This window comes from Pseudomonas kielensis, from assembly GCF_030505375.1.
Taxonomy (GTDB): domain Bacteria; phylum Pseudomonadota; class Gammaproteobacteria; order Pseudomonadales; family Pseudomonadaceae; genus Aquipseudomonas; species Aquipseudomonas kielensis.
Map to the genome: position 1 here is coordinate 4,154,520 of NZ_CP130043.1, position 25,399 is coordinate 4,179,918.

20 protein-coding genes and 1 pseudogene are annotated in these 25,399 nt (G+C 61.9%); 12 read left to right on the plus strand and 9 right to left on the minus strand.

The features are described 5' to 3' along the window. The first annotated feature begins 99 nt into the window (after positions 1-99). Together Q1W70_RS19465 and nagZ are read left to right on the plus strand one after the other, a co-directional pair. Positions 100-807, plus strand: coding sequence for a TetR/AcrR family transcriptional regulator (locus Q1W70_RS19465; protein WP_166591886.1), 708 nt, complete (start codon positions 100-102; stop codon positions 805-807). Between the two features lie 209 nt (positions 808-1,016). Beyond that, positions 1,017-2,015 (plus strand): beta-N-acetylhexosaminidase, encoded by a 999-nt coding sequence (nagZ, locus tag Q1W70_RS19470; RefSeq protein WP_178117413.1) that lies wholly within the window; start codon positions 1,017-1,019, stop codon positions 2,013-2,015. 138 nt (positions 2,016-2,153) lie between these two features. Here nagZ and Q1W70_RS19475 read toward each other — a convergent pair. From Q1W70_RS19475 to mfd, 3 genes and pseudogenes are all read right to left on the minus strand, one after another. Then, a pseudogene (locus Q1W70_RS19475) lies at positions 2,154-4,845 on the minus strand (DEAD/DEAH box helicase). A gap of 11 nt (positions 4,846-4,856) precedes the next feature. Continuing rightward, on the minus strand, positions 4,857-5,423 hold the full coding sequence (locus Q1W70_RS19480) for a CsiV family protein (protein WP_166591889.1): 567 nt from the start codon (positions 5,421-5,423) through the stop codon (positions 4,857-4,859). 10 nt (positions 5,424-5,433) lie between these two features. Then, the gene (gene mfd, locus Q1W70_RS19485) at positions 5,434-8,883 is read right to left on the minus strand and encodes a transcription-repair coupling factor (RefSeq protein ID WP_166591890.1); all 3,450 of its coding nucleotides are present in this window, start codon (positions 8,881-8,883) and stop codon (positions 5,434-5,436) included. A 353-nt stretch (positions 8,884-9,236) separates the two neighbouring features. Here mfd and Q1W70_RS19490 point away from each other — a divergent pair, with 353 nt between their 5' ends. The 4 genes from Q1W70_RS19490 to sthA all read left to right on the plus strand — a co-directional run bounded on the left by Q1W70_RS19490 (position 9,237) and on the right by sthA (position 14,634). Next, positions 9,237-10,700 (plus strand): glyceraldehyde-3-phosphate dehydrogenase, encoded by a 1,464-nt coding sequence (locus Q1W70_RS19490; RefSeq protein WP_166591891.1) that lies wholly within the window; start codon positions 9,237-9,239, stop codon positions 10,698-10,700. A 117-nt stretch (positions 10,701-10,817) separates the two neighbouring features. After that, positions 10,818-11,981 (plus strand): class C beta-lactamase, encoded by a 1,164-nt coding sequence (gene ampC, locus Q1W70_RS19495; RefSeq protein WP_166591892.1) that lies wholly within the window; start codon positions 10,818-10,820, stop codon positions 11,979-11,981. A gap of 25 nt (positions 11,982-12,006) precedes the next feature. Then, a complete protein-coding gene (locus Q1W70_RS19500; RefSeq protein ID WP_166591893.1) occupies positions 12,007-13,029 on the plus strand; it encodes an FAD:protein FMN transferase in 1,023 nt (340 codons plus the stop codon). A gap of 210 nt (positions 13,030-13,239) precedes the next feature. Next, complete coding sequence (gene sthA / locus Q1W70_RS19505; RefSeq protein WP_166591894.1) at positions 13,240-14,634, plus strand: Si-specific NAD(P)(+) transhydrogenase; 1,395 nt, start codon at positions 13,240-13,242, stop codon at positions 14,632-14,634. 42 nt (positions 14,635-14,676) lie between these two features. Here the strand turns inward: sthA and Q1W70_RS19510 are convergent, their stop codons facing one another. Both Q1W70_RS19510 and Q1W70_RS19515 read right to left on the minus strand, forming a co-directional pair. After that, positions 14,677-15,399, minus strand: a complete 723-nt coding sequence (locus Q1W70_RS19510) for a glycerophosphodiester phosphodiesterase (protein ID WP_166591895.1) — start codon at positions 15,397-15,399, stop codon at positions 14,677-14,679. A 13-nt stretch (positions 15,400-15,412) separates the two neighbouring features. Continuing rightward, entirely contained in the window at positions 15,413-15,994 is a 582-nt protein-coding gene (locus tag Q1W70_RS19515) for a PilZ domain-containing protein (RefSeq protein WP_166591896.1), read from the minus strand. A 94-nt stretch (positions 15,995-16,088) separates the two neighbouring features. Here Q1W70_RS19515 and Q1W70_RS19520 point away from each other — a divergent pair, with 94 nt between their 5' ends. The 3 genes from Q1W70_RS19520 to Q1W70_RS19530 all read left to right on the plus strand — a co-directional run bounded on the left by Q1W70_RS19520 (position 16,089) and on the right by Q1W70_RS19530 (position 19,338). Further along, positions 16,089-17,339 carry a lipoprotein-releasing ABC transporter permease subunit gene (locus Q1W70_RS19520; RefSeq protein ID WP_166591897.1) on the plus strand — a complete coding sequence of 417 codons (1,251 nt, stop codon included), beginning with the start codon at positions 16,089-16,091 and terminating at the stop codon, positions 17,337-17,339. Between the two features lie 7 nt (positions 17,340-17,346). Next, positions 17,347-18,030 carry a lipoprotein-releasing ABC transporter ATP-binding protein LolD gene (gene lolD / locus Q1W70_RS19525; protein WP_166591898.1) on the plus strand — a complete coding sequence of 228 codons (684 nt, stop codon included), beginning with the start codon at positions 17,347-17,349 and terminating at the stop codon, positions 18,028-18,030. A 63-nt stretch (positions 18,031-18,093) separates the two neighbouring features. Next, positions 18,094-19,338, plus strand: a complete 1,245-nt coding sequence (locus tag Q1W70_RS19530; protein WP_166591899.1) for a lipoprotein-releasing ABC transporter permease subunit — start codon at positions 18,094-18,096, stop codon at positions 19,336-19,338. Between the two features lie 104 nt (positions 19,339-19,442). On the opposite strand, the gene Q1W70_RS19535 is transcribed toward Q1W70_RS19530, so the two are convergent. Further along, complete coding sequence (locus tag Q1W70_RS19535; protein ID WP_166591900.1) at positions 19,443-20,804, minus strand: heavy metal sensor histidine kinase; 1,362 nt, start codon at positions 20,802-20,804, stop codon at positions 19,443-19,445. Beyond that, positions 20,804-21,484 carry a heavy metal response regulator transcription factor gene (locus tag Q1W70_RS19540; protein WP_166591901.1) on the minus strand — a complete coding sequence of 227 codons (681 nt, stop codon included), beginning with the start codon at positions 21,482-21,484 and terminating at the stop codon, positions 20,804-20,806. Before Q1W70_RS19540 ends, Q1W70_RS19535 begins: the two co-directional genes overlap by 1 nt. A gap of 155 nt (positions 21,485-21,639) precedes the next feature. On the opposite strand from Q1W70_RS19540, the gene copI reads away from it, so the two are divergent. Both copI and queF read left to right on the plus strand, forming a co-directional pair. Continuing rightward, positions 21,640-22,185 (plus strand): copper-resistant cuproprotein CopI, encoded by a 546-nt coding sequence (copI, locus tag Q1W70_RS19545; RefSeq protein WP_166591902.1) that lies wholly within the window; start codon positions 21,640-21,642, stop codon positions 22,183-22,185. Positions 22,186-22,246: 61 nt separating this feature from the next. Next, positions 22,247-23,077: an NADPH-dependent 7-cyano-7-deazaguanine reductase QueF gene (gene queF, locus Q1W70_RS19550; protein WP_166591903.1), complete on the plus strand. Its 831-nt coding sequence runs from the start codon at positions 22,247-22,249 to the stop codon at positions 23,075-23,077. A gap of 126 nt (positions 23,078-23,203) precedes the next feature. On the opposite strand, the gene Q1W70_RS19555 is transcribed toward queF, so the two are convergent. Together Q1W70_RS19555 and pcrP are read right to left on the minus strand one after the other, a co-directional pair. Next, positions 23,204-23,467, minus strand: a complete 264-nt coding sequence (locus Q1W70_RS19555; RefSeq protein ID WP_166591904.1) for a DUF4404 family protein — start codon at positions 23,465-23,467, stop codon at positions 23,204-23,206. Between the two features lie 123 nt (positions 23,468-23,590). Continuing rightward, entirely contained in the window at positions 23,591-24,211 is a 621-nt protein-coding gene (pcrP, locus tag Q1W70_RS19560; protein ID WP_182341326.1) for an HAD superfamily inactivated hydrolase PcrP, read from the minus strand. Positions 24,212-24,400: 189 nt separating this feature from the next. Between pcrP and Q1W70_RS19565 the strand changes: the two genes are divergently transcribed. Further along, entirely contained in the window at positions 24,401-25,090 is a 690-nt protein-coding gene (locus tag Q1W70_RS19565) for an MlaA family lipoprotein (RefSeq protein ID WP_166590019.1), read from the plus strand. Positions 25,091-25,399: the final 309 nt, after the last annotated feature.

Genomic DNA, 25,399 nt, shown 5'->3' on the forward strand with positions numbered 1-25,399 from the left:
TAAATAGCTGACTGACCGTTCCCAAAACGGACGGGCAGACTTGACAACCCACAGGCTGAAACGTATGTTTCAAACAAGTGTTTGTCAGGCGGAGTAGCCATGGCCCAGTCGGAAACCGTAGAACGCATTCTCGATGCTGCCGAGCAGTTGTTCGCGGAAAAAGGTTTTGCCGAAACTTCATTACGGCTGATCACCAGCAAGGCCGGGGTCAACCTGGCGGCGGTGAACTATCATTTCGGTTCCAAGAAGGCCTTGATCCAGGCAGTCTTCTCGCGTTTTCTCGGGCCGTTCTGCACCAGCCTCGATCGTGAGCTGGAGCGTCGTTCCGCCAAGCCGGACAACAAGCCGAGCCTGGAAGAGCTGCTGGAAATCCTCGTCGAACAAGCCCTGGTGGTCCAGCCACGCAGCGGCAATGACCTGTCGATCTTCATGCGCTTGCTCGGCCTGGCGTTCAGCCAGAGCCAGGGGCACTTGCGCCGTTATCTGGAAGACATGTACGGCAAGGTTTTCCGCCGCTACATGACACTGGTCAACGAAGCCGCCCCGCGTATCCCACCTATTGAACTGTTCTGGCGCGTGCATTTCATGCTCGGTGCCGCGGCATTCAGCATGTCCGGGATCAAGGCGCTGCGTGCGATTGCCGAGACCGATTTCGGCGTCAATACCTCGATCGAACAGGTGATGCGCCTGATGGTGCCGTTCCTGGCCGCTGGCATGCGCGCCGAAACCGGCGTCACCGACGCCAATATGGCTGCCGCGCAACTGCGCCCACGCAGCAAGTCGGTACCGGCCGCCGCCAAGGTTTAGCCGCGTATGGCTGGGCGCGGCAGCGGACATCCGCTAAGCTAGCCGCCCATGCCGACTGCCGTTTCAACCCTGTCCCCAGTTTCCCCAACCGAGCTCCTTTTTTCGGGCATTGCCTGTGGCGGCCACGTTGCGCGCCTGCGCCGGGATGGGGGCTTTCAAGACGCGCCGCGCGCGCATTTCAAGATCAAGGAATTTTTATGACTGCTGGCCTGCAAGGCTCGTTGATGGTGGACGTCGCCGGTACCTGGCTGACGGCTGAAGATCGCCAACTGTTGCGTCAGCCCGAGGTGGGTGGCCTGATCATTTTTGCCCGCAATATCGAGCATCCCCGCCAGGTGCGCGAGTTGAGCGCATCGATCCGCGCCGTGCGTCCCGATCTGTTGCTGGCAGTGGACCAGGAGGGCGGTCGGGTGCAGCGCCTGCGCCAGGGCTTTGTACGGCTGCCAGCGATGCGGGCAATTGCCGATAACCCGAACGCCGAGTTCCTGGCCGAGCAGTGTGGCTGGATCATGGCCACCGAAGTGCTGGCCGTGGGCCTGGACCTGAGTTTTGCTCCGGTGCTGGACCTGGATTATCAGCGCAGTGCGGTGGTCGGCACGCGTTCCTTCGAGGGGGATCCGGAGCGCGCCGCCTTGCTCGCCGGAGCGTTCATCCGGGGTATGAACCAGGCTGGCATGGCCGCCACCGGCAAGCACTTCCCGGGGCATGGCTGGGCCGAGGCGGATTCCCACGTGGCGATCCCTAATGATGAGCGCAGTCTGGAGCAGATCCGCGCCCACGACCTGGTACCGTTCGCCCGCTTGAGCAAGCAACTGGCGGCGGTGATGCCGGCCCACGTGATCTACCCGCAGGTCGATTCGCAGCCGGCGGGCTTCTCGCGCCGCTGGTTGCAGGACATCCTGCGTGGCGAATTGCAGTTTGACGGGGTGATCTTCAGTGACGACCTGTCGATGGCCGGTGCCCACGTGGTGGGGGATGCCGCCAGTCGCATCGAAGCGGCGCTGACCGCCGGTTGTGACATGGGCCTGGTGTGCAACGACCGTGCAGCGGCAGAGCTGGCGCTGACAGCGGCGCAACGCTTGAAGGTCACGCCGTCTGCGCGCATTGCGCGGATGCGCGGCCAGGCGTTTGCCAGCACCGACTATCGCCAGGACCCGCGCTGGTTGGCGGCCTTGGGTGCGCTCAGGGAGGCGCAGTTGATCGATTGAGGGCTCGGTTGCGCTTACCGAGTTGAACCCATCGCGGGCAAGCCGCAAGCGGGCGCCCGCTCCCACAAACGGATGATGGGGGCTTGCAGGTTTTGCATGCACCCACCAAACCTGTGGGAGAGAGCTGGGCGGCGTCTGCTAGAGCTTCGACTTGTCCGGCAGCGGTGCAAACAGGGCCTCAATGTCATCACTCTGCAGCTTCCAGTCGCCCGTGGTGCGGCCATCCAGCACGCCGGCGGCGAGGTCGGATTTTTCCTTTTGCAGATGCTGGATTTTCTCCTCGACCGTGCCGCGGGCGATCATCTTGTAGACGAACACCGGTTTCTCCTGGCCGATCCGGTACGCGCGGTCCGTGGCCTGGTTCTCGGTGGCCGGGTTCCACCATGGGTCGTAGTGAATCACCGTGTCAGCTTCCGTCAGGTTCAGGCCCACGCCACCGGCCTTGAGGCTGATCAGAAAGATCTGACGCTTGCCGCTCTGAAAGTCCTTCACCGGGCTGCGCCGATCCCGCGTCTGCCCAGTCAGCAGCGCATAGGCGATGCCGCGTTTTTCCAGCTCCTGCTCGATCAGCGAGAGCATTGAGGTGAACTGGGAAAACAGCAGGATCTTGCGGCCTTCCTCGAACAGTTCCTCGAGCATTTCCATCAGGCTGTCGAGCTTGCCCGAGGTGCTGCCGCGGGTGGGCAGGGCGGCTTCATTGACCAGGCGCAGATCGCAGCACACCTGGCGCAACTTGAGCAGCGCTTCGAGAATGATGATCTGGCTGCGGGCCACGCCTTTGCGGGTAATTTCGTCGCGTACCTTCTTGTCCATGGCCAGGCGCATGGTTTCGTACACGTCGCGTTGGGCCTCATTGAGGTCGACCCAGTGGATGATTTCGGTTTTAGGCGGCAGTTCGGTGGCCACCTGTTCCTTGGTACGACGCAGCAGGAAGGGTTTTATCCGACCGTTGAGGTGCTGCAGGCGGACGTCGCTGGCGTGCTTTTCAATCGGTACGCGGTAGTCGCGGTTAAAGCTTTTGACGTCTCCCAGCCAGCCGGGCAGCAAGAAGTGGAACAGTGACCACAGCTCGCCCAGGTGATTTTCCAGGGGGGTACCGCTGAGGCACAGGCGCTGCCGGGCATTCAGATCGCGGGCCGCTTGCGCGGCCTTGCTGGTGGGGTTCTTGATGTATTGCGCTTCGTCGAGCACCAGGATGTGCAGGGGTTGTCGGGCCAGGCGCTCGACATCCTTGGGCAGCAGCGCATAGGTGGTGAGGATCAGGTCGTAGTCGGCCAGGTGATCGAAGTGTTTTTTGCGCGCGGCGCCATATAGCGCCAGGACCTTGAGTTGGGGCGCGAAGTGCGCGGCTTCGTCGAGCCAGTTGGGAATCAGGCTGGTGGGCATCACCACCATGCACGGTCGGTCGAGGCGCCCGGCGTTCTTCTCGGTCAGCACGTGGGCCAGGGTCTGCAAGGTCTTGCCCAGTCCCATGTCGTCCGCCAGGATCCCGCCGACTTCCAGTTGCCGCAGCGATTGCATCCAGCTCAGGCCTTCCAGCTGGTAGGGGCGCAGCGTCGCGTTGAGACCGACCGGGGGCTCGGCGCTGTAGTCCTTGATGTCCCGCAGGCGCTGGGCGAAGGAGCGGATGTGCTCGCCGCCTTCCCACAGCAGTGGCAGGTCTTCCAGTGGGTTGAGGCGCGTGGCATCGGCGCTGCTCAGGCGCAGGCTGGTTTCGCCGGGTTCCTGCAGGTAGAACTCACCCAGGGTCGCCAATACCGGCTTCAAGCGGCCGAACGGCAGTGCCACCTGCAGCGGTCCCTGCTCGGAATTGGGGCGGTGGGGAATGTTCACCAGGATCAACTCATCGTCACGGCGCCGGGCCAGGCGTTCCGGGTTGAGGATCTCGGTGTGCGAGCGCATCAGGTTCAGCAGGATCGGCAGCAGGCTCAGGCGCTCGCCGTTGACGATGATGCCCAGTTCGAGGTCGAACCAGTCGCGCTCCGGCGCTTCATCGACCGTGGCGTACCAGTCGTCGACGGTGGTCAGGTCGAAACCGAAGTCCTCATCGATCTGCAGTCTCCCAGCCCTGGCTGCGCAGCTTGGGCAGCTCATTGAGGGTGAAGGTCAGCCAGGCGCTGTCATTGACCATCTCATAGAGCTCGCCGGCACTTTCCGGCAGGGCCTTGCTTTGCCGCGTTGCGACCTTGAAACCGAGGATGCGCAACTGTTCGCGGTAGGCCTTTTCCACTTCCGGCTGGCGCTTGATGCGCAGGGTCTGGTGTTCCTGGCGGATCAGCACGTCGCTGTTTTTCTGCCCGCTGACGTATTCGTCCAGGTAGCTGAACGACAGTGCCGCACGGTGCTGGATGTAGCGCTGCATCTTGCCGTTGCGTGGTTCAAAGGCGCTGAACTCGACGCTGGCCAGCCACAGGCGTGGCAGTGGTTGCACATTGTCCAGCACTTGCTGTGGCAAGGGCGCGGGCGAGCGGTTCTCCAGTACGGCCTGGAGTTTTTCCAGGAGCAGGGCGTCCTTGGCCGCGGCCGGGTACTCCAGGGTGTCCTGGACTTTGAGCAGCACCGCGGCGCAATGCTTGCAGTTGACCCGTACCGGGCAACTGCAGGTCGCTTCCACCAGCAGCAAGGTGTTTTTGGCTGACTCGCGCAGGGTGATGGTCTGGCGGTAGACATTGCCGCCAGAGCCTTCGCAACTGGCGGTGAGGGTGCTGTCGCCGGCTTCGACGATCCTGACGCGGTTCTCCAGGGCGTAGCGGCGGCCGCGCTCCAGGCTCTGTTCCTTGAATCGACTGACCCAGGAGGGGGCCAGGGGTTTGCTCAGGCTCGGGGACATAGGGACTTCAATCAGTCCGGTACGACATCAGGGGCTTGTTGCCGGGCAGGTGCCGTCAGCGAGGTGATCTTGATCAGCAGGCCCAGGTGGCCGTTGTCGAGGAAGTTCAGCTGGCCATTTTTGGTGTGGCTTTGCTGTTGCAGGCGCTCGCTGGCGCTGACCAGCCCGTCGTTGCTGAACTGATTGACCCAGAAGCTGGCGTTGACGTCGGTAAACCGACCCAGCTTGAGATCCAGCGTGCCCTCGATCGGGAAGTGCCCGTAGTGCTCTTCGCCGTCGCTGATCGCCACTTTGCTCGAGGTCTCGCCGAGGTTCTGCTGCCAGGTCTTGTGCAGCAGCACGCTGTAGTCGGCGCTGGCGCGCAGCTTTTCCACTTCGGCATTGAGGGCGGGGGTGCGTTGGCTGTCCGCGCTGATCGGCTGTGCCCCGGCGGCCCAGTCTTCCGGCGCAGGGCGGCTGGCGACGGCGGGTACGGCGTTCTGGCGAACCAGGATCATTTCTACCTGGTACAGGCTGTCGGCAAACGCCGTTGGGGCGACCAGCGTGAGCAACAGGGTCAGTGAGCGAAACAGGCGCATGCGGCGTCCTTCAAGCAGTTTTCGGGATGAGGCGCTCAAGCAGCGCCTCTACAGTGTTGAAGCGCTCTTCCGGGCGCTCCATCGGCACCTGGAACTTGAACATCGTGGCGCCTTCGAATTTGTAGCGTTTGGGCTGGCTCTGGATCAGCTTGATCAAGGTCAGCGGGTCGACCGGCGTTTGCGAGTCGAATTCGATACGGCCACCCTGGGGGCCGCCATCGATCTTCTTGATCCCCAATTGTTCGGCCTGCAGTTTCAGCGCGGTGATGCGCACCAGGTTCTTGGTCGGCTCCGGGAGCAGGCCGAAGCGGTCGATCATCTCCACTTGCAGGTCCTTGAGGCCTTCCTCGTCGGTGGCCGAGGCAATGCGTTTGTACAGGATCAGGCGCGCATGCACGTCCGGCAGGTAGTCCTCGGGGATCAGCGCCGGTACCCGCAAGTTGACCTCCGGACCGCCGCCCAGGGGCTGGTCGAGGTTCGGTTGCTCGCCCTTGCGGATCGACTTCACGGCCCGCTCGAGCATTTCCATGTACAGCGTAAAGCCGACGGCCTGGATCTGCCCGCTCTGGCCGTCGCCCAGGAGTTCGCCAGCGCCACGGATTTCCAGGTCGTTGGTGGCCAGCACGAAGCCGGCACCAAGGTCCTGGGTATTGGCGATGGCTTCCAGGCGTTTTTCCGCGTCCGTGGTGATCTGCTGGCGCGGCGGTGTCAGCAGGTAGGCGTAAGCCTGGTGGTGACTGCGTCCGACGCGGCCGCGCAATTGGTGCAGCTGCGCCAGCCCGAACTTGTCGGCCCGTTCGATGATGATGGTGTTGGCGCTCGGCACGTCGATGCCGGTCTCGATGATGGTCGAGGCAATCAGCACGTTGAAGCGCTTGTGGTAGAAGTCGCTCATCACCTGTTCGAGTTCGCGTTCACGCATCTGCCCGTGACCGATGCCGATCCGTGCTTCTGGCACCAGTTCGGCGAGGTCGGCGGCGCATTTCTCGATGGTCTTCACATCGTTGTGCAGGTAGTAGACCTGGCCGCCCCGCAGCAGCTCACGGAGCAAGGCTTCCTTGACCGTGCTCTTGTTCTGCTCCATGACGAAGGTGCGCACCGACAGGCGTCGCGCCGGGGGCGTGGCGATGATCGACAGGTCGCGCATGCCCGACACGGCCATGTTCAGCGTGCGCGGAATCGGCGTGGCGGTCAGGGTCAGGATGTCGACTTCGCTGCGCAGGGCCTTGAGTTGTTCTTTCTGCCGCACGCCAAAGCGGTGCTCTTCGTCGATGATCACCAACCCGAGGTTTTTGATCTTGACGTCATCCTGCAGCAGCTTGTGGGTGCCGATGACGATGTCGATCTTGCCCTCGGCCAGGTCGGCCACCGCTGCGTTGACTTCCTTGGCCGACTTGAAGCGACTCATCACTTCCACGGTCACCGGCCAGTCGGCGAAGCGATCGCGAAAGCTGTTGTAGTGCTGTTGGGCGAGCAGGGTGGTCGGCACCAGGATCGCTACCTGGCGACCGCCGTGCACGGCGATGAAGGCGGCGCGCATCGCCACTTCGGTCTTGCCAAAGCCCACATCGCCGCAGACCAGGCGATCCATGGGCTTGGGGGCGAGCATGTCGGCGCGCACGGCGTCGATGGTGGTTTGCTGGTCCGGGGTTTCTTCGAACGGGAAGCCGGCGCTGAAGGTGGCGTAGTCGGCTTTCGGGTCGGCGAACGCATAACCTTCGCGGGCTGCGCGGCGGGCATAGATGTCGAGCAGCTCGGCGGCGACGTCTCGCACCTGTTCGGCGGCTTTGCGCTTGGCTTTCTGCCAGGTTTCGGAGCCCAGGCGGTGCAGCGGTGCCAAGGCGTCGTCGCTGCCGGTGTAGCGGGCGATCAGGTGCAGGTTGGCCACCGGCACATACAGCTTGGCGCCCTCGGCGTACTCAAGGGTGAGGAATTCGGCGGCCTGGTTGTCGATCTCCAGGGTCGCGAGGCCCAGGTAGCGGCCGACCCCGTGGTCAATGTGCACCACCGGCGCGCCTTCACGCAGTTCGGTGAGGTTCTTGATCACCGCGTCGTTGTTGCCGTCGGCGCGTTTCTCCCGGCGCCGACGCTGCATCACCCGCTGACCGAACAGCGGGCTTTCGGCAATCAGGGCCAGGGCCGGGTCGTCCAGTACCAGGCCTTCGTCGAGCGGGGCGATGGTGATCGCCAGGCGTTCTTTGCCTGCGACGAAGTCCGGCCAGCTGTCGACGGTTTTCGGCCGCAGCTTCAGGCGTTCGAGCAGCTCCAGCAGCACCTCGCGGCGCCCCGCCGATTCGGCGGTGAACAGCACGCGGCCGGGGAACTGGTCGAGGAACCCGGCCAGGGCTTCCATTGGCTGGTTGGCCTTGGCTTCGATCGCCAGGTTAGGCAGCGCCTGGGCCGGGAAACGCTCGCGGCCGACCCCGGTTTCGACGTCCTGTTGGCTGGCCACCACGCGCGGCCAGTTTTTCAGGCGGGCGAAACAGTCTTCCACCGGCAGGAACAGTTCGGCAGGCGGCAATAAAGGTCGCGCTGGGTCGACGCGGCGTTCTTCGTAGCGATTGCGCACATCGTTCCAGAAATTCTCCGCGGCCTGTTCGATGCCCGGCAGGGAAAACACCTGGGTGTCCTGGGGCAGGTAGTCGAACAGGGTCGAGGTTTCGTCGAAGAACAGCGGCAGGTAGTACTCGATGCCGGCCGGGGTAATCCCGCTGCTCAGGTCCTGGAAGATCGGGCAGCGCCGGAAGTCGACATCGAAGCGTTCGCGAAAGCGCGCCTTGAAACGCGTGACAGCGTCTTTTTGCAGCGGAAACTCGCGGGCCGGCAGCAGCTTGACCGAATCGACCTTGTCGATGGAGCGCTGGTTTTCCGGATCGAAGGTGCGCAGGGTCTCGATTTCGTCATCGAACAGGTCGATGCGGTAGGGCAGTTTGCTGCCCATCGGGAACAGGTCGATCAGCGAGCCGCGCACGGTGAATTCGCCATGCTCGTACACGGTATCGACGTAGCGATAGCCGGTGGCTTCCAGGCGGGTGCGCATTTGCTCGACGTCGAGCTTCTGGCCGATATCCAGCACCAGGCTGCTGCCCAGCAGGAACTTGGTCGGCGCCAGGCGATGCAGGGCCGTGGTGATCGGCACCACCAGCACGCCATGGCTCAGCTCGGGCAAACGATAGAGGCTGGCGATGCGCTGGGAAATGATGTCCTGGTGCGGGGAAAAAAGATCGTAGGGCAGGGTTTCCCAATCAGGGAAATGCAGCACCGGTAAATCCGGGGCGAAGAAGCTCAGCTCCTGTTCCAGCCTCTCAGCGCTTTGGCTGTCGGCGGTCAGTAGCAGGGTAAAGCGCTTGGCAGCGCTGGCAGCCTCGGCAATGGCCAGGCTCAGGGCGGCACCGGGCAGGTTGCCCCAGTGCTGTTTACCTGCCGCGGCAGGGAGAAGCGGTAGACGCAGAACGGGCACGGAAGGTTGAGCTCCAAGCGTTGCGACAAAGTCGGTAATTGTAGCGGTCCCGGGTGCCGCCTGTCAGTTGCTGACTGTGTCTATTACGCAGGTTGGGCGAAATGTAGTGGTAATCACAAAAACCAGCGCTTTTTTGGTGAATATGTAGTGGCAAAAGTGCTGAGTGTTACGGAGGGTTACAGACAAGACAGCGCTGTCTATGAAAAATGGGGTGCGCTGCAGGCCACGGTTTTACTGGGCTTCAGCGGGGTCTGTTTTTTTCAAAGGGAAAATTGTTACTGTCTGCACGACAAGCGCGCATTGCTACGAGAGGGACACGGCGGCATAATGTAGCCCCTTTTTTCTGCCCCTACATGTGGAAGGTTACCGTGACTCAGAAGCCCGACCAGTGTCTTGGTGAATGGATCGACCGTGAAGCACTCGCAGAAGCGATGATTCCGCTGATCGGCCAGCTCTACCGCAATAACAACGTGGTGAGCTCGATCTATGGCCGCAGCCTGATCAACCAGTCTGTCATCGCGATTCTCAAAGCTCACCGCTTTGCTCGCCACCGTTCTTCCGACGACAGCGAACTCTCCGTCCACGAAACATTCCCACTGCTCAAAGCCATGAGCGAGCTCAAGCTCGGCGCGGCTTCGGTAGACCTGGGCAAGTTGGCGTTCAAATTCCGTAACGAAGGCAATGGCCGCAGCGCCGAGCAGTTCGTACGTGAAGAAATGGCTGACGTGGTTGGCCAGCAAAACGCTTCGGCCCGCAAAGGCACCGACGTTGTCCTGTACGGCTTCGGTCGCATCGGCCGTCTGCTGGCGCGCATCCTGATCGAAAAAACCGGTGGTGGCGACGGCCTGCGTCTGCGCGCCATCGTGGTGCGCAAGGGCGCCGAAAACGACCTGGTGAAACGCGCCAGCCTGCTGCGCCGCGATTCGGTCCATGGTTCGTTCAACGGCACCATTACCATCGATGAAGAAAACAACACCATCACCGCCAACGGCAACCTGATCCAGGTTATCTACGCGAAGAACCCGACTGAGGTGGACTACACCCAGTACGGCATCAAAGACGCGCTGCTGGTGGACAACACCGGTGTATGGCGTGACGCCGATGGCCTGGGTCAGCACCTGGCGTGCCCGGGTATCGACCGCGTGGTCCTGACCGCGCCTGGCAAAGGCAAGCTGAAGAACATCGTTCACGGCATCAACCACGCTGAAATCACCGCTGACGACAAGATCGTGTCCGCCGCTTCCTGCACCACCAACGCCATCGTGCCGGTGCTCAAGGCAGTGAACGACAAGTTCGGCATCATCAACGGTCACGTTGAAACCGTTCACTCGTACACCAACGACCAGAACCTGATCGACAACTTCCACAAAGGCGATCGCCGTGGTCGTAGCGCTGCGTTGAACATGGTCATCACCGAGACCGGTGCTGCTACCGCCGCTGCCAAGGCCCTGCCTGAGCTGGCTGGCAAGCTGACCGGCAACGCGATCCGTGTACCGACGCCAAACGTGTCGATGGCCATTCTCAACCTGAACCTTGAGAAAGCCGCTACCCGTGAAGAGATGAACGAGTACCTGCGCTACATGGCGCTGCACTCCGATCTGCACAAGCAAATCGACTACGTCAACTCGCAGGAAGTGGTGTCCACTGACTTCGTTGGTTCGCGCCACGCCGGTGTGGTCGACGCTGAAGCCACCATCACCCAAGACAACCGCGTTGTGCTGTACGTTTGGTACGACAACGAATTCGGTTACAGCTGCCAGGTGGTTCGCGTGATGGAAGACATGGCCGGGGTCAACCCGCCAGCCTTCCCGCGCTAAGCCTTAGCTGCAGATGAAAACGCCCCGACAGTGTCGGGGCGTTTTTGTTTGTGCGTTGAAAACAAAATGCTAGGTTGGGCAGCTTTCGCTCCCGACAGAACACTGAGGACGACTTTGATGCGCCTGATCCGACTGCCCTGTGCCGCTTTGCTTGCACTGACCTGTGCCGCGTCGTTCGCGCCGCTCACCGTGGCGAGCACTGCGCGCCCGGCTCTCGACGAGGTGGTGCAAGAGGCTGCGCAAGCGCTGATGCAACAGTACAACATCCCTGGGCTGGCCATTGGACTGTCCGTGGACGGCCAGCAGCGTTTCTACAATTTTGGCGTGGCTTCCAGGGACACGCAGCGCAAGGTCAGCAGCGATACGTTGTTTGAGGTCGGCTCGATCAGCAAGACCTTCACCGCCACCCTGGCGAGCTACGCACAAGTCAATGGTCGGCTCTCGCTCGCCGACCACCCTGGCAAGTACCTGCCACAACTGGCCGGCAGCCCGTTCGACCAGGTGTCGCTGCTGAACCTGGCGACCCATACCGCGGGCGGCTTCCCGTTGCAGGTGCCGGATCAGGTGCAGGACAACCAGCAGTTGCTCGAGTACTTCAAGGCCTGGCAGCCGTCCTACGCGCCAGGTGCCAAGCGCACCTACGCCAATCCGAGCATTGGCGCGTTGGGCATGATCACCGCCATCAGCATGAAAGTGCCTTACGCCCAGGCGCTGGAGGGGCAACTGTTTCCCGGGCTGGGCATGACTAATAGCTACATCAACATACCGGCGAGCAAGCAGGCGCTCTACGCCCAGGGCTACAACAAGCAGGACGCCCCCGTCCGGTTGAATTCCGGGGTGCTGGGTGATGAAGCCTATGGGGTGAAAACCTCTGCGGGCGACCTGCTGAAGTTTGTCGACGCCAACCTGGGGGTGGTCAAGGTTGCGCCAAACTGGCGCAGTGCATTGCTGGAAACCCACAAGGGTTACTTCCAGGTGGGCGCCATGACCCAGGACCTGATCTGGGAACAGTATGACTATCCGGTAGCGCTCGACACGTTGATCGAGGGTAACGGCGACAAGATGATCTACGACAGTCATGCCGTTACCGCAATCGACCCACCGCAGCCACCCAAGGCGGCTGCCTGGATCAACAAGACGGGATCGACAGGCGGGTTCTCGGCTTATGTGGCGTTTGTGCCTGAGAAAAAGCAGGGCATTGTGGTGTTGGCGAACAAGAGTTATCCCAATGAGGCGCGGGTGCGCCTGGCGTATCGGATTCTCGGTGAGCTGGAGCGCTGAAGGGGTATGGGCGGGAGCTTTCCAAATGGCACGTAGGGAGTGGAGGTGTTCGGCTGGGCTGCTGTTGGTTGCGGCTCTGACCGGCTGTGGCAATGGCGACTCCCAGGAAAAGTTTGGCGGGCCGACCATGGGCAGCCGCTATTCGATCCAGTACGTTCGCCATGCGGGCCTGCCCGGGCCGGTGCAGGTGCGCCAGCAGGTCGAGGCCATCTTGAGCGAGGTGGATCAACAACTGTCGACCTACCGCAGCGACTCCGATATCGAGCGCTTCAATGCGTTGCCTGCCAATAGCTGTCAGCCGATGCCGGCGCCAGTCCTGCAACTGGTCGAGGTCGGTGAACAGTTGTCGCGCGCAAGCGAGGGGGCCTACGACCTGACGGTCGGGCCGCTGATGAACCTCTGGGGCTTCGGCCCGCAGGCGCGCACCGTGCAGGTCCCCAGTGAGCCAGCGTTGGCGCAGGTGCGGCAGCGGGTCGGCTACCAGCACCTGCGGATCGACGCACAGCAACTGTGCAAGGACGCGCCGGTTGAGGTTGACTTCGACAGTATCGCTGCCGGCTACACCGTCGACCGGATAGCTGCCGCGTTGGGCGGCATGGGCATCACGAGCTTCCTGGTCGAAGTCACTGGTGAGCTCAAGGCGGTCGGCACAAAACTCGACGGCAATCCCTGGAAGATTGCCCTGGAAGAACCTCGTGACGACCAGCAGGTGGTGGAACGGGTGTTGACGCTGGATGGCTATGGCGTCTCCACTTCGGGCGACTATCGCAACTATTTCGAGCAGGGCGGGCGGCGTTACGCTCATACATTCGATGCTCGCAGCGGGGCGCCGGTGCTGCATGACCTGGCGGCGGTAACGGTGGTTGCTCCGCAGGCGCTGATGGCCGACGGCTGGTCGACCCTGTTGCTGATTCTCGGGCCGGAACGTGGAATGGAGTACGCAGAAAAACACGCGATTGCGGCTTTTTTTGTGATGCGTACCGATGGCGGTTTCGTCACACGCAGCAGTCAGGCTTTTATCCGTCTGAGCGGGGAAAACGCCCCATGATCCGGGCCCCAATCCCGGGTGTGGCTGGCGTTGTAGTGCAGGCAAAACTAGCCTACGACGCGACCAAGGGTTAATGTGCGCGGCGTTGACGCTTCTATAGACTGTTCCTGGGTTTTCGACTGACCCCAAATTGTTCCTTCATGCCGCATGGCTGGCATGATTTAGCCGCAGGTGCCAACGGGGTGCCGCGGCCTGTTCTGAGGAGTACGCATGGCTGTCTACAACTACGACGTGGTGGTGCTGGGTTCCGGCCCAGCGGGAGAAGGCGCGGCAATGAATGCCGCCAAGGCAGGGCGCAAGGTGGCGATGGTCGATAGTCGTCGCCAGGTCGGCGGCAACTGCACTCACCTGGGCACCATCCCGTCCAAGGCGTTGCGGCACTCGGTCCGGCAGATCATGCAGTTCAACACCAACCCGATGTTCCGGGCCATTGGTGAGCCGCGCTGGTTCTCGTTCCCGGACGTGCTGAAAAGCGCCGAGAAAGTCATCTCCAAGCAGGTCGCCTCGCGCACCGGCTACTACGCACGCAATCGGATTGACGTGTTCTTTGGCACCGGCAGCTTCGCTGACGAGCAAACCATCGAAGTGGTCTGCGCCAATGGCGTGGTCGAAAAACTGGTGGCCAAGCACATTATCATTGCCACCGGATCGCGCCCGTATCGTCCGGCCGACATCGATTTCCACCACCCGCGTATCTACGATAGCGACACCATCCTCAGTCTCGGTCACACCCCGCGTAAGCTGATCGTCTACGGCGCCGGCGTGATCGGTTGCGAGTACGCCTCGATCTTCAGTGGCCTGGGTGTGCTGGTGGAGCTGGTGGATAACCGTGGGCAACTGCTGAGCTTCCTTGACTCGGAAATCTCCCAGGCCCTGAGCTACCACTTCAGCAACAACAACATCACCGTGCGCCACAACGAAGAATACGATCACGTTGAAGGCGTGGACAATGGGGTGATCCTGCACCTCAAGTCCGGCAAGAAGATCAAGGCCGATGCCTTGCTCTGGTGCAACGGCCGGACCGGCAACACCGATCAACTGGGTCTGGAAAACATCGGGGTCAAGGTCAACAGCCGTGGCCAGATCGAAGTCGATGAGAACTACCGCACCTGCATCCAGAACATTTATGGCGCCGGCGATGTGATCGGCTGGCCGAGCCTGGCCAGTGCCGCCCATGACCAGGGTCGTTCGGCCGCTGGCAGCATTGTCGACAATGGCAGCTGGCGTTTCGTCAACGACGTGCCGACCGGGATCTACACCATTCCGGAGATCAGCTCGATCGGCAAGAACGAGCAGGAGCTGACCCAGGCCAAGGTGCCCTACGAAGTCGGCAAGGCGTTCTTCAAGAGCATGGCCCGGGCGCAGATCGCCGGTGAACCGCAAGGCATGCTGAAGATCCTGTTCCACCGGGAAACCCTGGAAGTGCTGGGCGTACACTGCTTCGGTTATCAGGCGTCGGAGATCGTGCACATCGGCCAGGCGATCATGAACCAGCCGGGCGAACTCAATACCCTGAAGTACTTCGTCAACACCACGTTCAACTACCCGACCATGGCAGAAGCCTATCGGGTAGCGGCATACGATGGCCTCAACCGGCTTTTTTGAGCGGCTCCGGCCGGTGGCCTGAGCCGGCCGGGGAGACCGATTTCAGCAATTCTCGAGCGTGGCAATGGCCAAACCGGGAAAGTCTGTAATCAGGCTGTCAACGCCGAAGTCAGCGAGTCTGCGCATCAGCGCGGGCTCGTTGACAGTCCACACCGACACATGCAACCCCTGACGCTGCGCCTTCTCCAGGCGTTCCGGCGTACACAGGGTCCAGTTCAGCGCCAGAATCTCGCAGCCATAGCTTTGTGCGACCTTCAATGGGTCGAGCCAGGCGTATTCGGCCACCAGTCCCCGGGACACGTCCGGTACCAGGTCCAGCGCTGCCTTGAGCACTTCCCGCGAGCTTGAGGTGATGGTGACTTTGTCCAGCAAGCCAAAACGCTGGGCCATTTCGCGAATCGCCAGCACGGTGGTGGCGGCGCGGGTGCGTGAAGCGCTTTTGACTTCCAGTTGCCAATGGTCGAAGTCGCACTGTTCGAACAGTTGCTCCAGGGTCGGAATCGGGCAAGGCGTGATCCAGCCCGGTCCGCCCTTGCGCGCGTCGTAGGTCACCAGGTCCGCTGCCTTGTGCTCGACCACCTTGCCGCGGCGGTCGGTGGTGCGCTTGAGCGTCGAGTCATGGATCACCATCAACTCGTTGTCCATGGACAGGTGCAGGTCCAGTTCGCAGCGACGCACGCCATGCTTGAGGCATTGCTGAAAGCTGGTCAGGGTGTTTTCCGGTGCTTCGCCTTTAGCGCCGCGGTGGCCGTAGATGAGGGTCACGGTGGTTCCTTAATTAATTGCCGGATTCGGTGTGTTCGCGCGCCAGGCGGCGTTCTTGGGCCTGTCTTTGCAGGATATAGCGTGCCAGCAGTTGGCGCTGGGCGTCGCTTAAGTGTTGGAATTGGGTGCCGACGTCAAAACCGCCGTCCGTGGCATCGCAATGGGTGACTCGGGCGCGCATCAGCAGGCCCAGGGCCTGGGGCATGAGCACCAGTTTGATCGACAGATGACTGCCGGGGGCGAGCGGGGTGGGATGCTGGAAGTCGATGCCGCCCTCGGAAAGGATCACCGGTTGTGGTTCGCCGATCTGACCGAGGACCGTCAGCGCCACGACCTGACTGAGTAGGTCGATGCGTTTGTTCAGCACTTTCAGGTAGGCCGCAGTGTTGCGATCGCGCTCGCTGATCTGGCGCAGCAGGTGCTGGGATTCGAATTCGCTCAGGTGCAGTTCACTGAGCAGATTGAACAGCGGGGAAGCATCCTGCAACACTTCCTCGGCCGTGGCGGCGGGGCCCGTCAGGGGCTGAATTTCCAGTGCGATCCTGTCCTCGATACGGTAGTATTCGCGGCGATCTTCTTCATCTAATGTCGACATGGCGAACCCATGGTAGCGGCGGTGGTCTGAGTGTAAAGCTGGTTATCGACCCCCGCCACAAGGACGTTCCTTTTCCCTCCGAACAAGCCCCGACATGTTCAGACCTCTCTTCGTATTTATCGGTACGCGTTATACCCGTGCCAAGCGGCGCAATCATTTTGTGTCGTTCATTTCCCTGACTTCGATGATCGGACTCGCCCTGGGCGTGGTCGTGATGATTGTGGTGCTGTCGGTGATGAACGGCTTCGATCATGAGATGCGCACCCGCGTGCTGGGCATGGTGCCCCACGCGACCATCGAGTCCGGTGAGCCAATCAGCGACTGGCCGAGCCTGGCCGCCAAGGTCAAGCAGAACCCGCAGGTGCTGGCCGTCGCTCCCTTTACCCAGATGCAGGGGTTGCTGACCCACAACGGCCAGGTCTCCAAAGTGTTGCTCAATGGCATCGACCCGGCGCTGGAGCGCCAAGTCTCGATCATTGATAACTTCATGCAGCAGGGCAAGCTCGACGACCTGGCGCCCGGCAGCTTCGGCATTGTCATCGGCGACAAGGCGGCGGCCAAGCTCGGGGTGGGCCTCGGCGACAAGCTGACCTTCGTCGCGCCGGAAGTCACCGTGACCCCGGCCGGGATGTTCCCGCGCATGAAGCGCTTTACCGTGGTCGGCATCTTCCATGTCGGCGCCGGTGAAATCGACGGCTACCTGGGGGTCACCAACCAGCAGGATTTGTCCAAGCTGCATCGCTGGAAGCCAGACCAGATCCAGGGCCTGCGCCTGAAGTTCGACGACCTGTTCCAGGCCCCGCGCGCGGCCTGGAACATCGCCCAACAATTGGGTGATGACCGTTTCTACGCCCGTGACTGGACCCGCACCCACGGCAACCTGTACCAGGCCATCCGCATGGAAAAAGCCATGATCGGCCTGTTGTTGCTGCTGATCGTCGCGGTGGCGGCATTCAACATCATTTCCACCCTGGTGATGGTGGTCAATGACAAGAAGGGCGACATCGCGATCCTGCGCACCCTGGGTGCAACGCCGGGCACCATCATGGCGATCTTCATGGTCCAGGGCACGGTGATCGGCGTGGTCGGCACGGCCATCGGCGCGCTGGTGGGGATGTTTGCCGCACTGAATGTCAGCGCGGCAATCTCTGCCCTTGAAGGCCTGATCGGGCACAAGTTTCTCAACGCCGATGTGTACTTCATCGACTACCTGCCGTCGCAGTTGCAGGCCCAGGATGTGTTGATGGTCTGCGGTGCGGCGTTGGTCCTGAGTTTCCTCGCCACCCTGTATCCAGCCTGGCGTGCCGCGCGCACCCAGCCGGCGGAGGCGCTACGTTATGAGTGAGTTGGGCATGAGCGAAAAAGCAATCTTGAGTTGCCGCAACCTGGGCAAATCCTACGAGGAAGGTCCGGAATCGGTGGAGGTGCTGGCCGGTCTGCAACTGGAGTTGCACCCGGGCGAGCGCGTGGCGATCGTCGGGACTTCGGGGTCGGGCAAGAGTACCTTGCTCAATCTGCTGGGCGGGCTCGATACGCCGACCCAGGGCAGCGTCTGGCTGGCCGGTGAAGAACTGTCGGCACTCAATGAAAAGAACCGTGGCTTGCTGCGCAACCGTTCGTTGGGCTTCGTCTACCAGTTCCATCACCTGTTGCCTGAGTTCACCGCCCTGGAAAACGTCTGCATGCCGCTGTTGATCGGCAAGACCGCGATCCCGCAGGCTCGCCAGCGCGCGACCGCCTTGCTGGAGCGCGTAGGCCTGGGGCATCGCCTGGAGCACAAGCCGGCCGAGCTGTCCGGTGGCGAGCGCCAGCGCGTGGCCATCGCCCGTGCGCTGGTGAACAACCCGGGGCTGGTGATGCTCGACGAGCCGACCGGCAACCTCGACTCCCATACCGCGCAAGGTATCCAGGACCTGATGCTGGAACTCAGCACCTCGATGCGCACGGCGTTCCTGGTGGTGACCCATGACATGAACCTGGCACGGCAGATGGATCGCGTACTGCACTTGCAGGAAGGTCGCCTGACGCCCATCTGATGCTTTGAAACCCGGTGCCTGAACAGGCGCCGGGTCTTTTATTTTTATACGGTGCCCCAGCGAATGTTCAGACCGTTATCGATCTTTATCGGCATGCGCTATACCCGCGCCAAGCGCCGCAATCGCTTTGTTTCGTTTATCTCGATGACCTCGATGATCGGCCTCGCCCTGGGCGTGTTGGCGATGATCGTGGTGCTGTCGGTGATGAACGGCTTCCAGCGCGAAATGAGCTCGCGCATCCTCGGCATGGTGCCCCACGCAACCATCGTTGGCGTCAAGCCGATCGACGATTGGGCGCCGGTGGCTGCCGCTGCGTTGAAAAATCCCGCGGTGACCGCCGCGGTGCCCTTCACCGAGATGGAAGGCATGCTCTCCTACAAGGGCTCGATGCAGCCGATCCAGATCAGCGGCGTCGACCCGGCCCAGGAAGGCAAGGTGTCGATTGTGGCCCAGCACATCGTGCAAGGGCGCCTGGGTGACCTGAAACCGGGTGAGTTCGGGGTGGTGGTGGGCGAAATCACCGCACGGCGTTTTCGTTTGAATGTCGGCGACAAGATCACCCTGATCGTGCCGGAAGTCAGTAGCGCGCCGGGGGGCATCACCCCGCGCATGCAGCGCCTGAACGTAGTGGGGGTGTTCAAGGTCGGTGCCGAACTGGATGGTTCGATGGCCCTGATCCATGTCGCCGATGCCGCGCAGATGCAGCGCTGGGCACCCAACCAGGTGCAAAGCGTGCGCCTGGCGGTGAAGGACCTGTACGCCGCGCCACAGGTGTCGGCAGCGATTGCCGGCAGCCTGGGGGCTGGATACAAGGCCGATGACTGGACCCACACCCAGGGCAGCCTGTTCAGCGCCATGAAAATGGAAAAAACCATGATCGGCCTGTTGCTGCTGATGATCGTCGCGGTGGCGGCGTTCAACATCATCGCGACCCTGATCATGGTGGTGAACGACAAGGGCGCCGACATCGCGATCCTGCGTACCATTGGTGCCACGCCACGGCAGATCATGGCGATCTTCATGGTCCAGGGCACGGTGATCGGTATCGTCGGCACCCTGATTGGCGGCGTCCTCGGCGTGGTCGCGGCGCTGAACGTCAGTGCGCTGGTGGGCTGGGTGGAGCGCGTCAGCGGTCAACACATCTTCAGTTCCGACGTGTACTTCGTCAGCAACCTGCCTTCGGAGTTACAGGGTGGTGATGTGCTGTTGATCTGCTCGGCCGGTTTTATCCTGAGCTTCCTGGCCACCGTTTACCCGGCCTGGCGCGCGGCGAAGATCGAACCAGCGCACGCGTTGCGTTATTCCTGATCCGGCCATTGCTCGGGGTGCCATGAATCATGGGCATACCGAGGATTTCGTGGGAGCGAGCCGGCTCGCTCCCACGGGCGTTGTGCAGGCATTAGCGCGTGGGCTCAATCGCCTTTTGGCAGTTCGATCACGAAACGCGTCCAGCCCTGGGTCGATTCGCAACGAATGGTCCCGCCATGGGCGCGGATGATTGACTGGGTAATCGCCAGGCCCAACCCCGCATGTTCACTGCTGCCTTCACGGCGCGCCGGATCGGCCCGATAGAAACGGTCGAACAGGCGCGGCAACAAGGCCGGGGGAATACCGTCGCCAGTGTTGGCGATACTCAGGTGCAAACCCTGCGCCCCGTCCACGATCTGCACCTGAACCTCGCCCTGGGGTGGGGTAAAGCGCAGGGCGTTGTCCAGCAGGTTGGACAGGGCCCGGCGCAGCATGCTGCGGTCGCCGCTGATGGTGGCTTCGCCCTGGCGGGTCAGGCGGACCTGCGCGTCTTCGGCCAGGGGCGCATAAAACTCCAACAGCGCATCGGCCTCCTGCGCCAGTTGCAGCGGTTCACGCCGGGGCATCAACAGGCCGTGGTCAGCCTTGGCCAGGTACAGCATGTCGTTGACCAGTTGTGCCATCCATTGCAGTTCCTCGAGGTTGCTGTGCAAGGCTTCGCGGTAGTCTTCGAGGTCCCGCGGGCGGGTCAGGGTGACCTGGGTGTGGGTCAGCAGGTTCGACAGCGGGGTACGCAGTTCGTGGGCGATGTCGGCGGAAAATGCCGACAACCGCTGGAATGAATCGTCGAGACGCCCGAGCATGGCGTTGAACGCCTGGGCCAGTTCGGCCAGCTCGGCGGGCATCTGCGTGTGGGGCAGGCGCTGGGTCAGGGAGCTGGCGCAAACCCCGGCCGCCACTTCACTCATGCGCCGCAGCGGACGCAAGCCACTGCGCGCCGCCCAAGCCCCGAGCAAGGCCGTGGCCAGGGCCGAGAGCCCGACCGTCAGCCAGATCAAATGCTGCATGCGCTGCAGGAAATGCTGGTGGTGGGTGATGTCGAGCACCAGGGTCAGTTGCGCGCCGTCGGTTCTGCCCGGCTCCAGTGGCGCGTTGAAGACCCGATAGGCGGTGCCGGCGCTGTGCAGGCTAGACAAGCCGGTCAGGGTAGGCAGGTCGTCAGGCAGGTTGGCTGTGCTGTCGAACCACACGTGGCCGTCGGCACCGCGTACCCGCAGGGAGAGGTCGGTCTGGTGGCTCATTTCCTCCTGCAGACGGGCTTTACGCTGGGCGAACAGCACCGGGTCGTCCGCGCCTTGCAGGGCGCTGCGCAGGGCCACCAGCTTGCCGTCCAGCAGTTGCTGGTCGAGTTCAATGAAGTGGGTTTCACTGGCGCGACTGAACAGCACGCCGGCAATCAGCGAGACCACCGCCGTGCACGCGGCAAACAGCAGGGCCAGGCGACTGCTCAGGGACAGGCGGGGCATCAGGCTGGACGCTCTTCAAGCACATAACCCATGCCGCGTACGGTATGGATCAACTTGTTGGGGAAGTCATCGTCGATTTTCAGGCGCAAACGGCGGATCGCCACTTCGATGACGTTGGTGTCGCTGTCGAAATTCATGTCCCAGACCTGGGAGGCGATCAAGGATTTGGGCAGCACTTCGCCCTGGCGGCGCAGGAGCATTTCCAGCAGGGCAAATTCCTTGGCGGTCAGGTCCAGGCGTTGGCCATTACGTTCGACCCGACGGCGGATCAGGTCCAGGCGCAGATCCGCCAGTTGCAGGCAGGTTTCCTGCGGGGCCGTGCTGCCACGGCGCAACAGGCTGCGCACCCGAGCCAGCAGTTCGGAAAAGGCGAAGGGCTTGACCAGGTAATCATCGGCGCCCAGTTCCAGGCCATGGACCCGGTCCTGCACCGCATCGCGGGCGGTCAGGAATAACACTGGCACGTCGAGGCCGGCACCGCGCACCGCTTGCAGGATCTGCCAGCCGTCGCGGCCAGGGAGCATCACATCGAGAATCAGCAGCCCATACTCCCCGCTCAACGCCAGTTGCTGGCCGGTCGTGCCGTCGGCCACCAGTTCGACGTTGAACCCGGCCTCGGTCAGGCCCTGGCGCAGGTAGTGGCCGGTTTTCGGTTGGTCTTCGACGATCAGCAGTTTCATGGGCAGCTCAGGGTAGATGGGACACAAGCGTTATACCGTGGCGTGCGCGCAGTCGGCTCAACCTGACAAAGTTGTAATCAACTCGTCAGCTACTTGGCAGCGGCGCACCCTTAGAGTTTCCCACAAGCTGAACCTAATCTTGTTGGAGTGTGATCATGTTTTTCGGTAAATCCTGGGTGTTGGCCGGCTGCTTGCTGGCATTGAGTTCGCCGCTGCTGGCGGCGCCGGCGCAGTCCTACGCTTTCGGTGAGCCTGCCCCAGCGGCCAAGGCGACGCGCACGGTGGAAATTGTCATGGGCGATATGAGTTTTGACCCCAAGGCCCTGCAGATCAAGGCCGGTGAGACCGTGCGTTTTGTGTTGATCAACAAAGGCCAGTTGCTGCACGAATTCAACCTGGGTGACGTGGCGATGCACAGCCAGCACCAGGCTGAAATGCTCAAGATGCAGCAAAACGGCCAACTGACCCCGACCGCAATGAAAGCGCCGGCCATGGATCACGCGGCCATGGGCCACGGTTCGATGGCGGGCATGGACCATGGGGCGATGCAGCACGATGACCCCAACAGTGTGCTCGTCGAGCCGGGTAAAACGGCTGAGCTGACCTGGACCTTCAAGCAGGCCGGCAACCTGGAATTCGCCTGCAACATCCCGGGTCACTACCAGGCGGGCATGGTCGGCAAACTGACGGTCAGTCAGTAAGCACTCAAAGGCGGGAGCAAAGGCTGGTAGAATCGGCTGATTCTTCAGTCAGGTTTCCGCCATGCATCCCGCAGCCGAACACTCGCCGCTGGGCAAATCCAGCGAATACATCGCCACGTACACGCCATCGTTGTTGTTCCCGATCCCGCGCACCGCAAAATGGGCCGAGCTGGGGCTGACGGCCGACACCCTGCCGTACAAGGGCGTGGACTTCTGGAACTGCTTCGAACTGTCCTGGCTGCTGCCGTCGGGCAAGCCGGTGGTGGCCATCGGTGAGTTCAGCATCCCGGCTGACTCGCCGAACATCATTGAGTCCAAGTCGTTCAAGCTGTACCTGAACTCATTGAACCAGACGCCGTTCGCCGACACCCAGACCCTGCAAGCCACCCTGGCCAAGGATCTGTCTGCGGCTGCAGGCAAGCCGGTGGGCGTGCGCATTCGCAGCTTGAACGAGGTGCAGGCCGAAGGGGTGGTGGCCCTGCCGGGGGTGTGCATCGATGACCTGGATATCAGTGTCAGCAACTACGAGCACCCGCGTCCGGAACTGCTGCGTTGTGATGCCTCGCGTATCGTCGAGGAGAGCGTGCACAGCCATTTGCTCAAATCCAACTGCCCGGTCACCAGCCAGCCGGACTGGGGCAGCGTGGCGGTGCAGTACCGTGGTGCGGCATTGGATCACGCCAGTCTGTTGGCGTACCTGGTGAGCTTCCGCCAGCACTCGGATTTCCACGAACAGTGCGTGGAGCGGATCTTCCTCGACCTGCAGCGCCTGCTGAAGCCGGAGAAGTTGACCGTCTACGCGCGTTATGTGCGCCGGGGCGGGCTGGACATCAACCCGTACCGCAGTACCGAAGACGTGCAATTGCCCAACCATCGCCTGGTTCGCCAGTAAGCACAGCCAACGCGAAGCCCCGTAGCAGCTGCCTCGCTAGCTCGGCAGCTGCTACATGGACTGTGTGTCGGTCAAGAAACGAAAAAGCCCCGCTATCGCCAGCGGGGCTTTTTTTGTTCGTGTGGATCAGATCCCGATGTTGCCCAGGGTCTGCACGATGTTGCGCAGGGTTGCGGCCAGCGCGGGGTGGTCGAGTTCGAAGCGCTCCACGGCCAGGTTGACGCCATCCGCCAGGCTGCTGTCGTTGGTGGCGGTTTCCAGTTGCAGTTGCGCGTCGATCTGCGTCATCAGGTCCAGCAGGTGGTCACGTTCTTCCTGCGAGAGCGGCGGGTTCTGCTCCAGTTGCTCGCGCAGAGTATTGAGCTGTTCTTGCAGTTCGCGGGCAGGCATGGCTACTTTCCTTTTATCGATAGGCACTGGCATAGACCGCAGCAGTGATCCAAAGGTCTACGTCTGACTTGTAGATTAATCCACTGGCGAGCGAAGTGCATGATCTTGATCAAGAATGATCGATCAGGGCTTCTCGCCCTTGCGCCGGCGCAGGCCGATATCCGACAGGCAGGTGTCGAGATCGCCGAGGTGATCGATCACCGAATGCACGCCCAGACCGAACAGTTGCAAGGTCGCCTTGCCGCGCATGAGTTCGCGCTCCTGTCGGCTCAGTGCTTGCCATTCCTTGGGCGCCAGGCCGCAGAGCGAGCCGCAGGAGGCGAGGCCAATGGTCCACAACCCGGCGTTGAGACCCGACTGCAGCAAGCGCGGCTCTCCGCTGACCAGCACACAACCGTCCAGGCGATGGATGTTCAGCGCCATCAATGCTGACCAGCAGGCAGCGGGAGCCGGCCATGGGGCGATGCTCTGGGGGCGTGGGCTGGCGGTGATCCAGTCAGGCAGTTCGGCCGCCAGCGACTGGCTCTGGCTGTGGGGTAATTCATCCAGCCAAGTGCAGGGAATGCCTTGCAGTCGCAGCGATAGCAACGCCTGCTCGGCGCCAGGGGTCAATTGGCCATGTGGGGCGCTGCCGCTGCCGTAGAGCCGGGTTTGTGCGCCAAAATCCACCAGGCAGCCACTCAGGCCAAAAAGCACGGCGGTGGGTTGGGGGAGGGCTTGGGGGTGTACTTGAGGTTGGGCCATTTCAACATCCCTGAAATAATCAGAGAGGGTAGGCCGGCCTCGTGACAGTTAAATGACATTCTCTTGACCGGCCGGGGAAACAGGCAGTGTCGTAGGGCGTTTCCCTGAAAGCCGGCATCCGACTTATACTAGCGAGCTTACCGTGCGGGTTTTGCGATCCGCGCCAGTACAATCCAAGGAGTTTCTGCTATGCGCTGGAGCAATTGCCTGGCTCGACTAAGTCTGTTTGCCGGCGTTCTGTTCGTTCCGTTCGCCGCCCAGGCGGCCACCGAAGAAGATCCTTGGGAAAGCATCAACCGCCCGATCTACACCTTCAACGACGTGCTGGACACCTACGCGCTTAAGCCTCTGGCCCAAGGCTACCAGTTCGTCACGCCGCAGTTCCTCGAAGACGGCATTCACAACATGTTCCGCAACATCGGTGACGTCGGCAACCTGGCCAACGACATCCTGCAGGCCAAACCCCACGCGGCGGGCGTCGACACGGCGCGCCTGCTGATGAACACCACCCTGGGCCTGGCCGGGTTCTTCGATGTGGGCACCAAGATGGGCCTGCACCGCAATGACGAAGACTTCGGCCAGACACTCGGCTACTGGGGCATGCCCAGCGGTCCTTACGTGATGCTGCCGCTCCTCGGCCCTAGCACCCTGCGTGACGCACCGTCCATGTACGTCGACAGCTATGCCCAACCCTACCGCTACATGCACGACGTTCCAGCGCGCAACATGGCGCTCGGCATGGAAGTGATCGATGCCCGTGCCAGCCTGTTGTCGGCCGAGAAGCTGATCAGTGGCGACAAGTACGTCTTTATCCGCAACGCCTACCTGCAGAACCGCGAATTCAAGGTCAAGGATGGCCAGGTCGAAGACGACTTCTGAGTCGGCGCTTTGATAAGAGGAGGGCGGCCCATGGGCCGCCTTTTTCGTTTTAAGGCAGGCGTTCCATCCTTACATTTTGTTGCGAACTTTACGGTTCTTATAACTCCCGGTGATTTGCAGGGCAAAGACGCCTGATGACCATCGGCGTGAGCTTGAAACGCCTCGCGGATGGGAGTACCGTCTGCGCCTTAGAAGGGCACCTCTGATGAACATGTGTGTCGGGCAAATGCTCGAAAGCAGTGCAGCAGAGAGGCTAGAAAGCGAATCCAGTAGTGTGTGCCGGGCCAATCACCCCGCCAGCTACGCCAA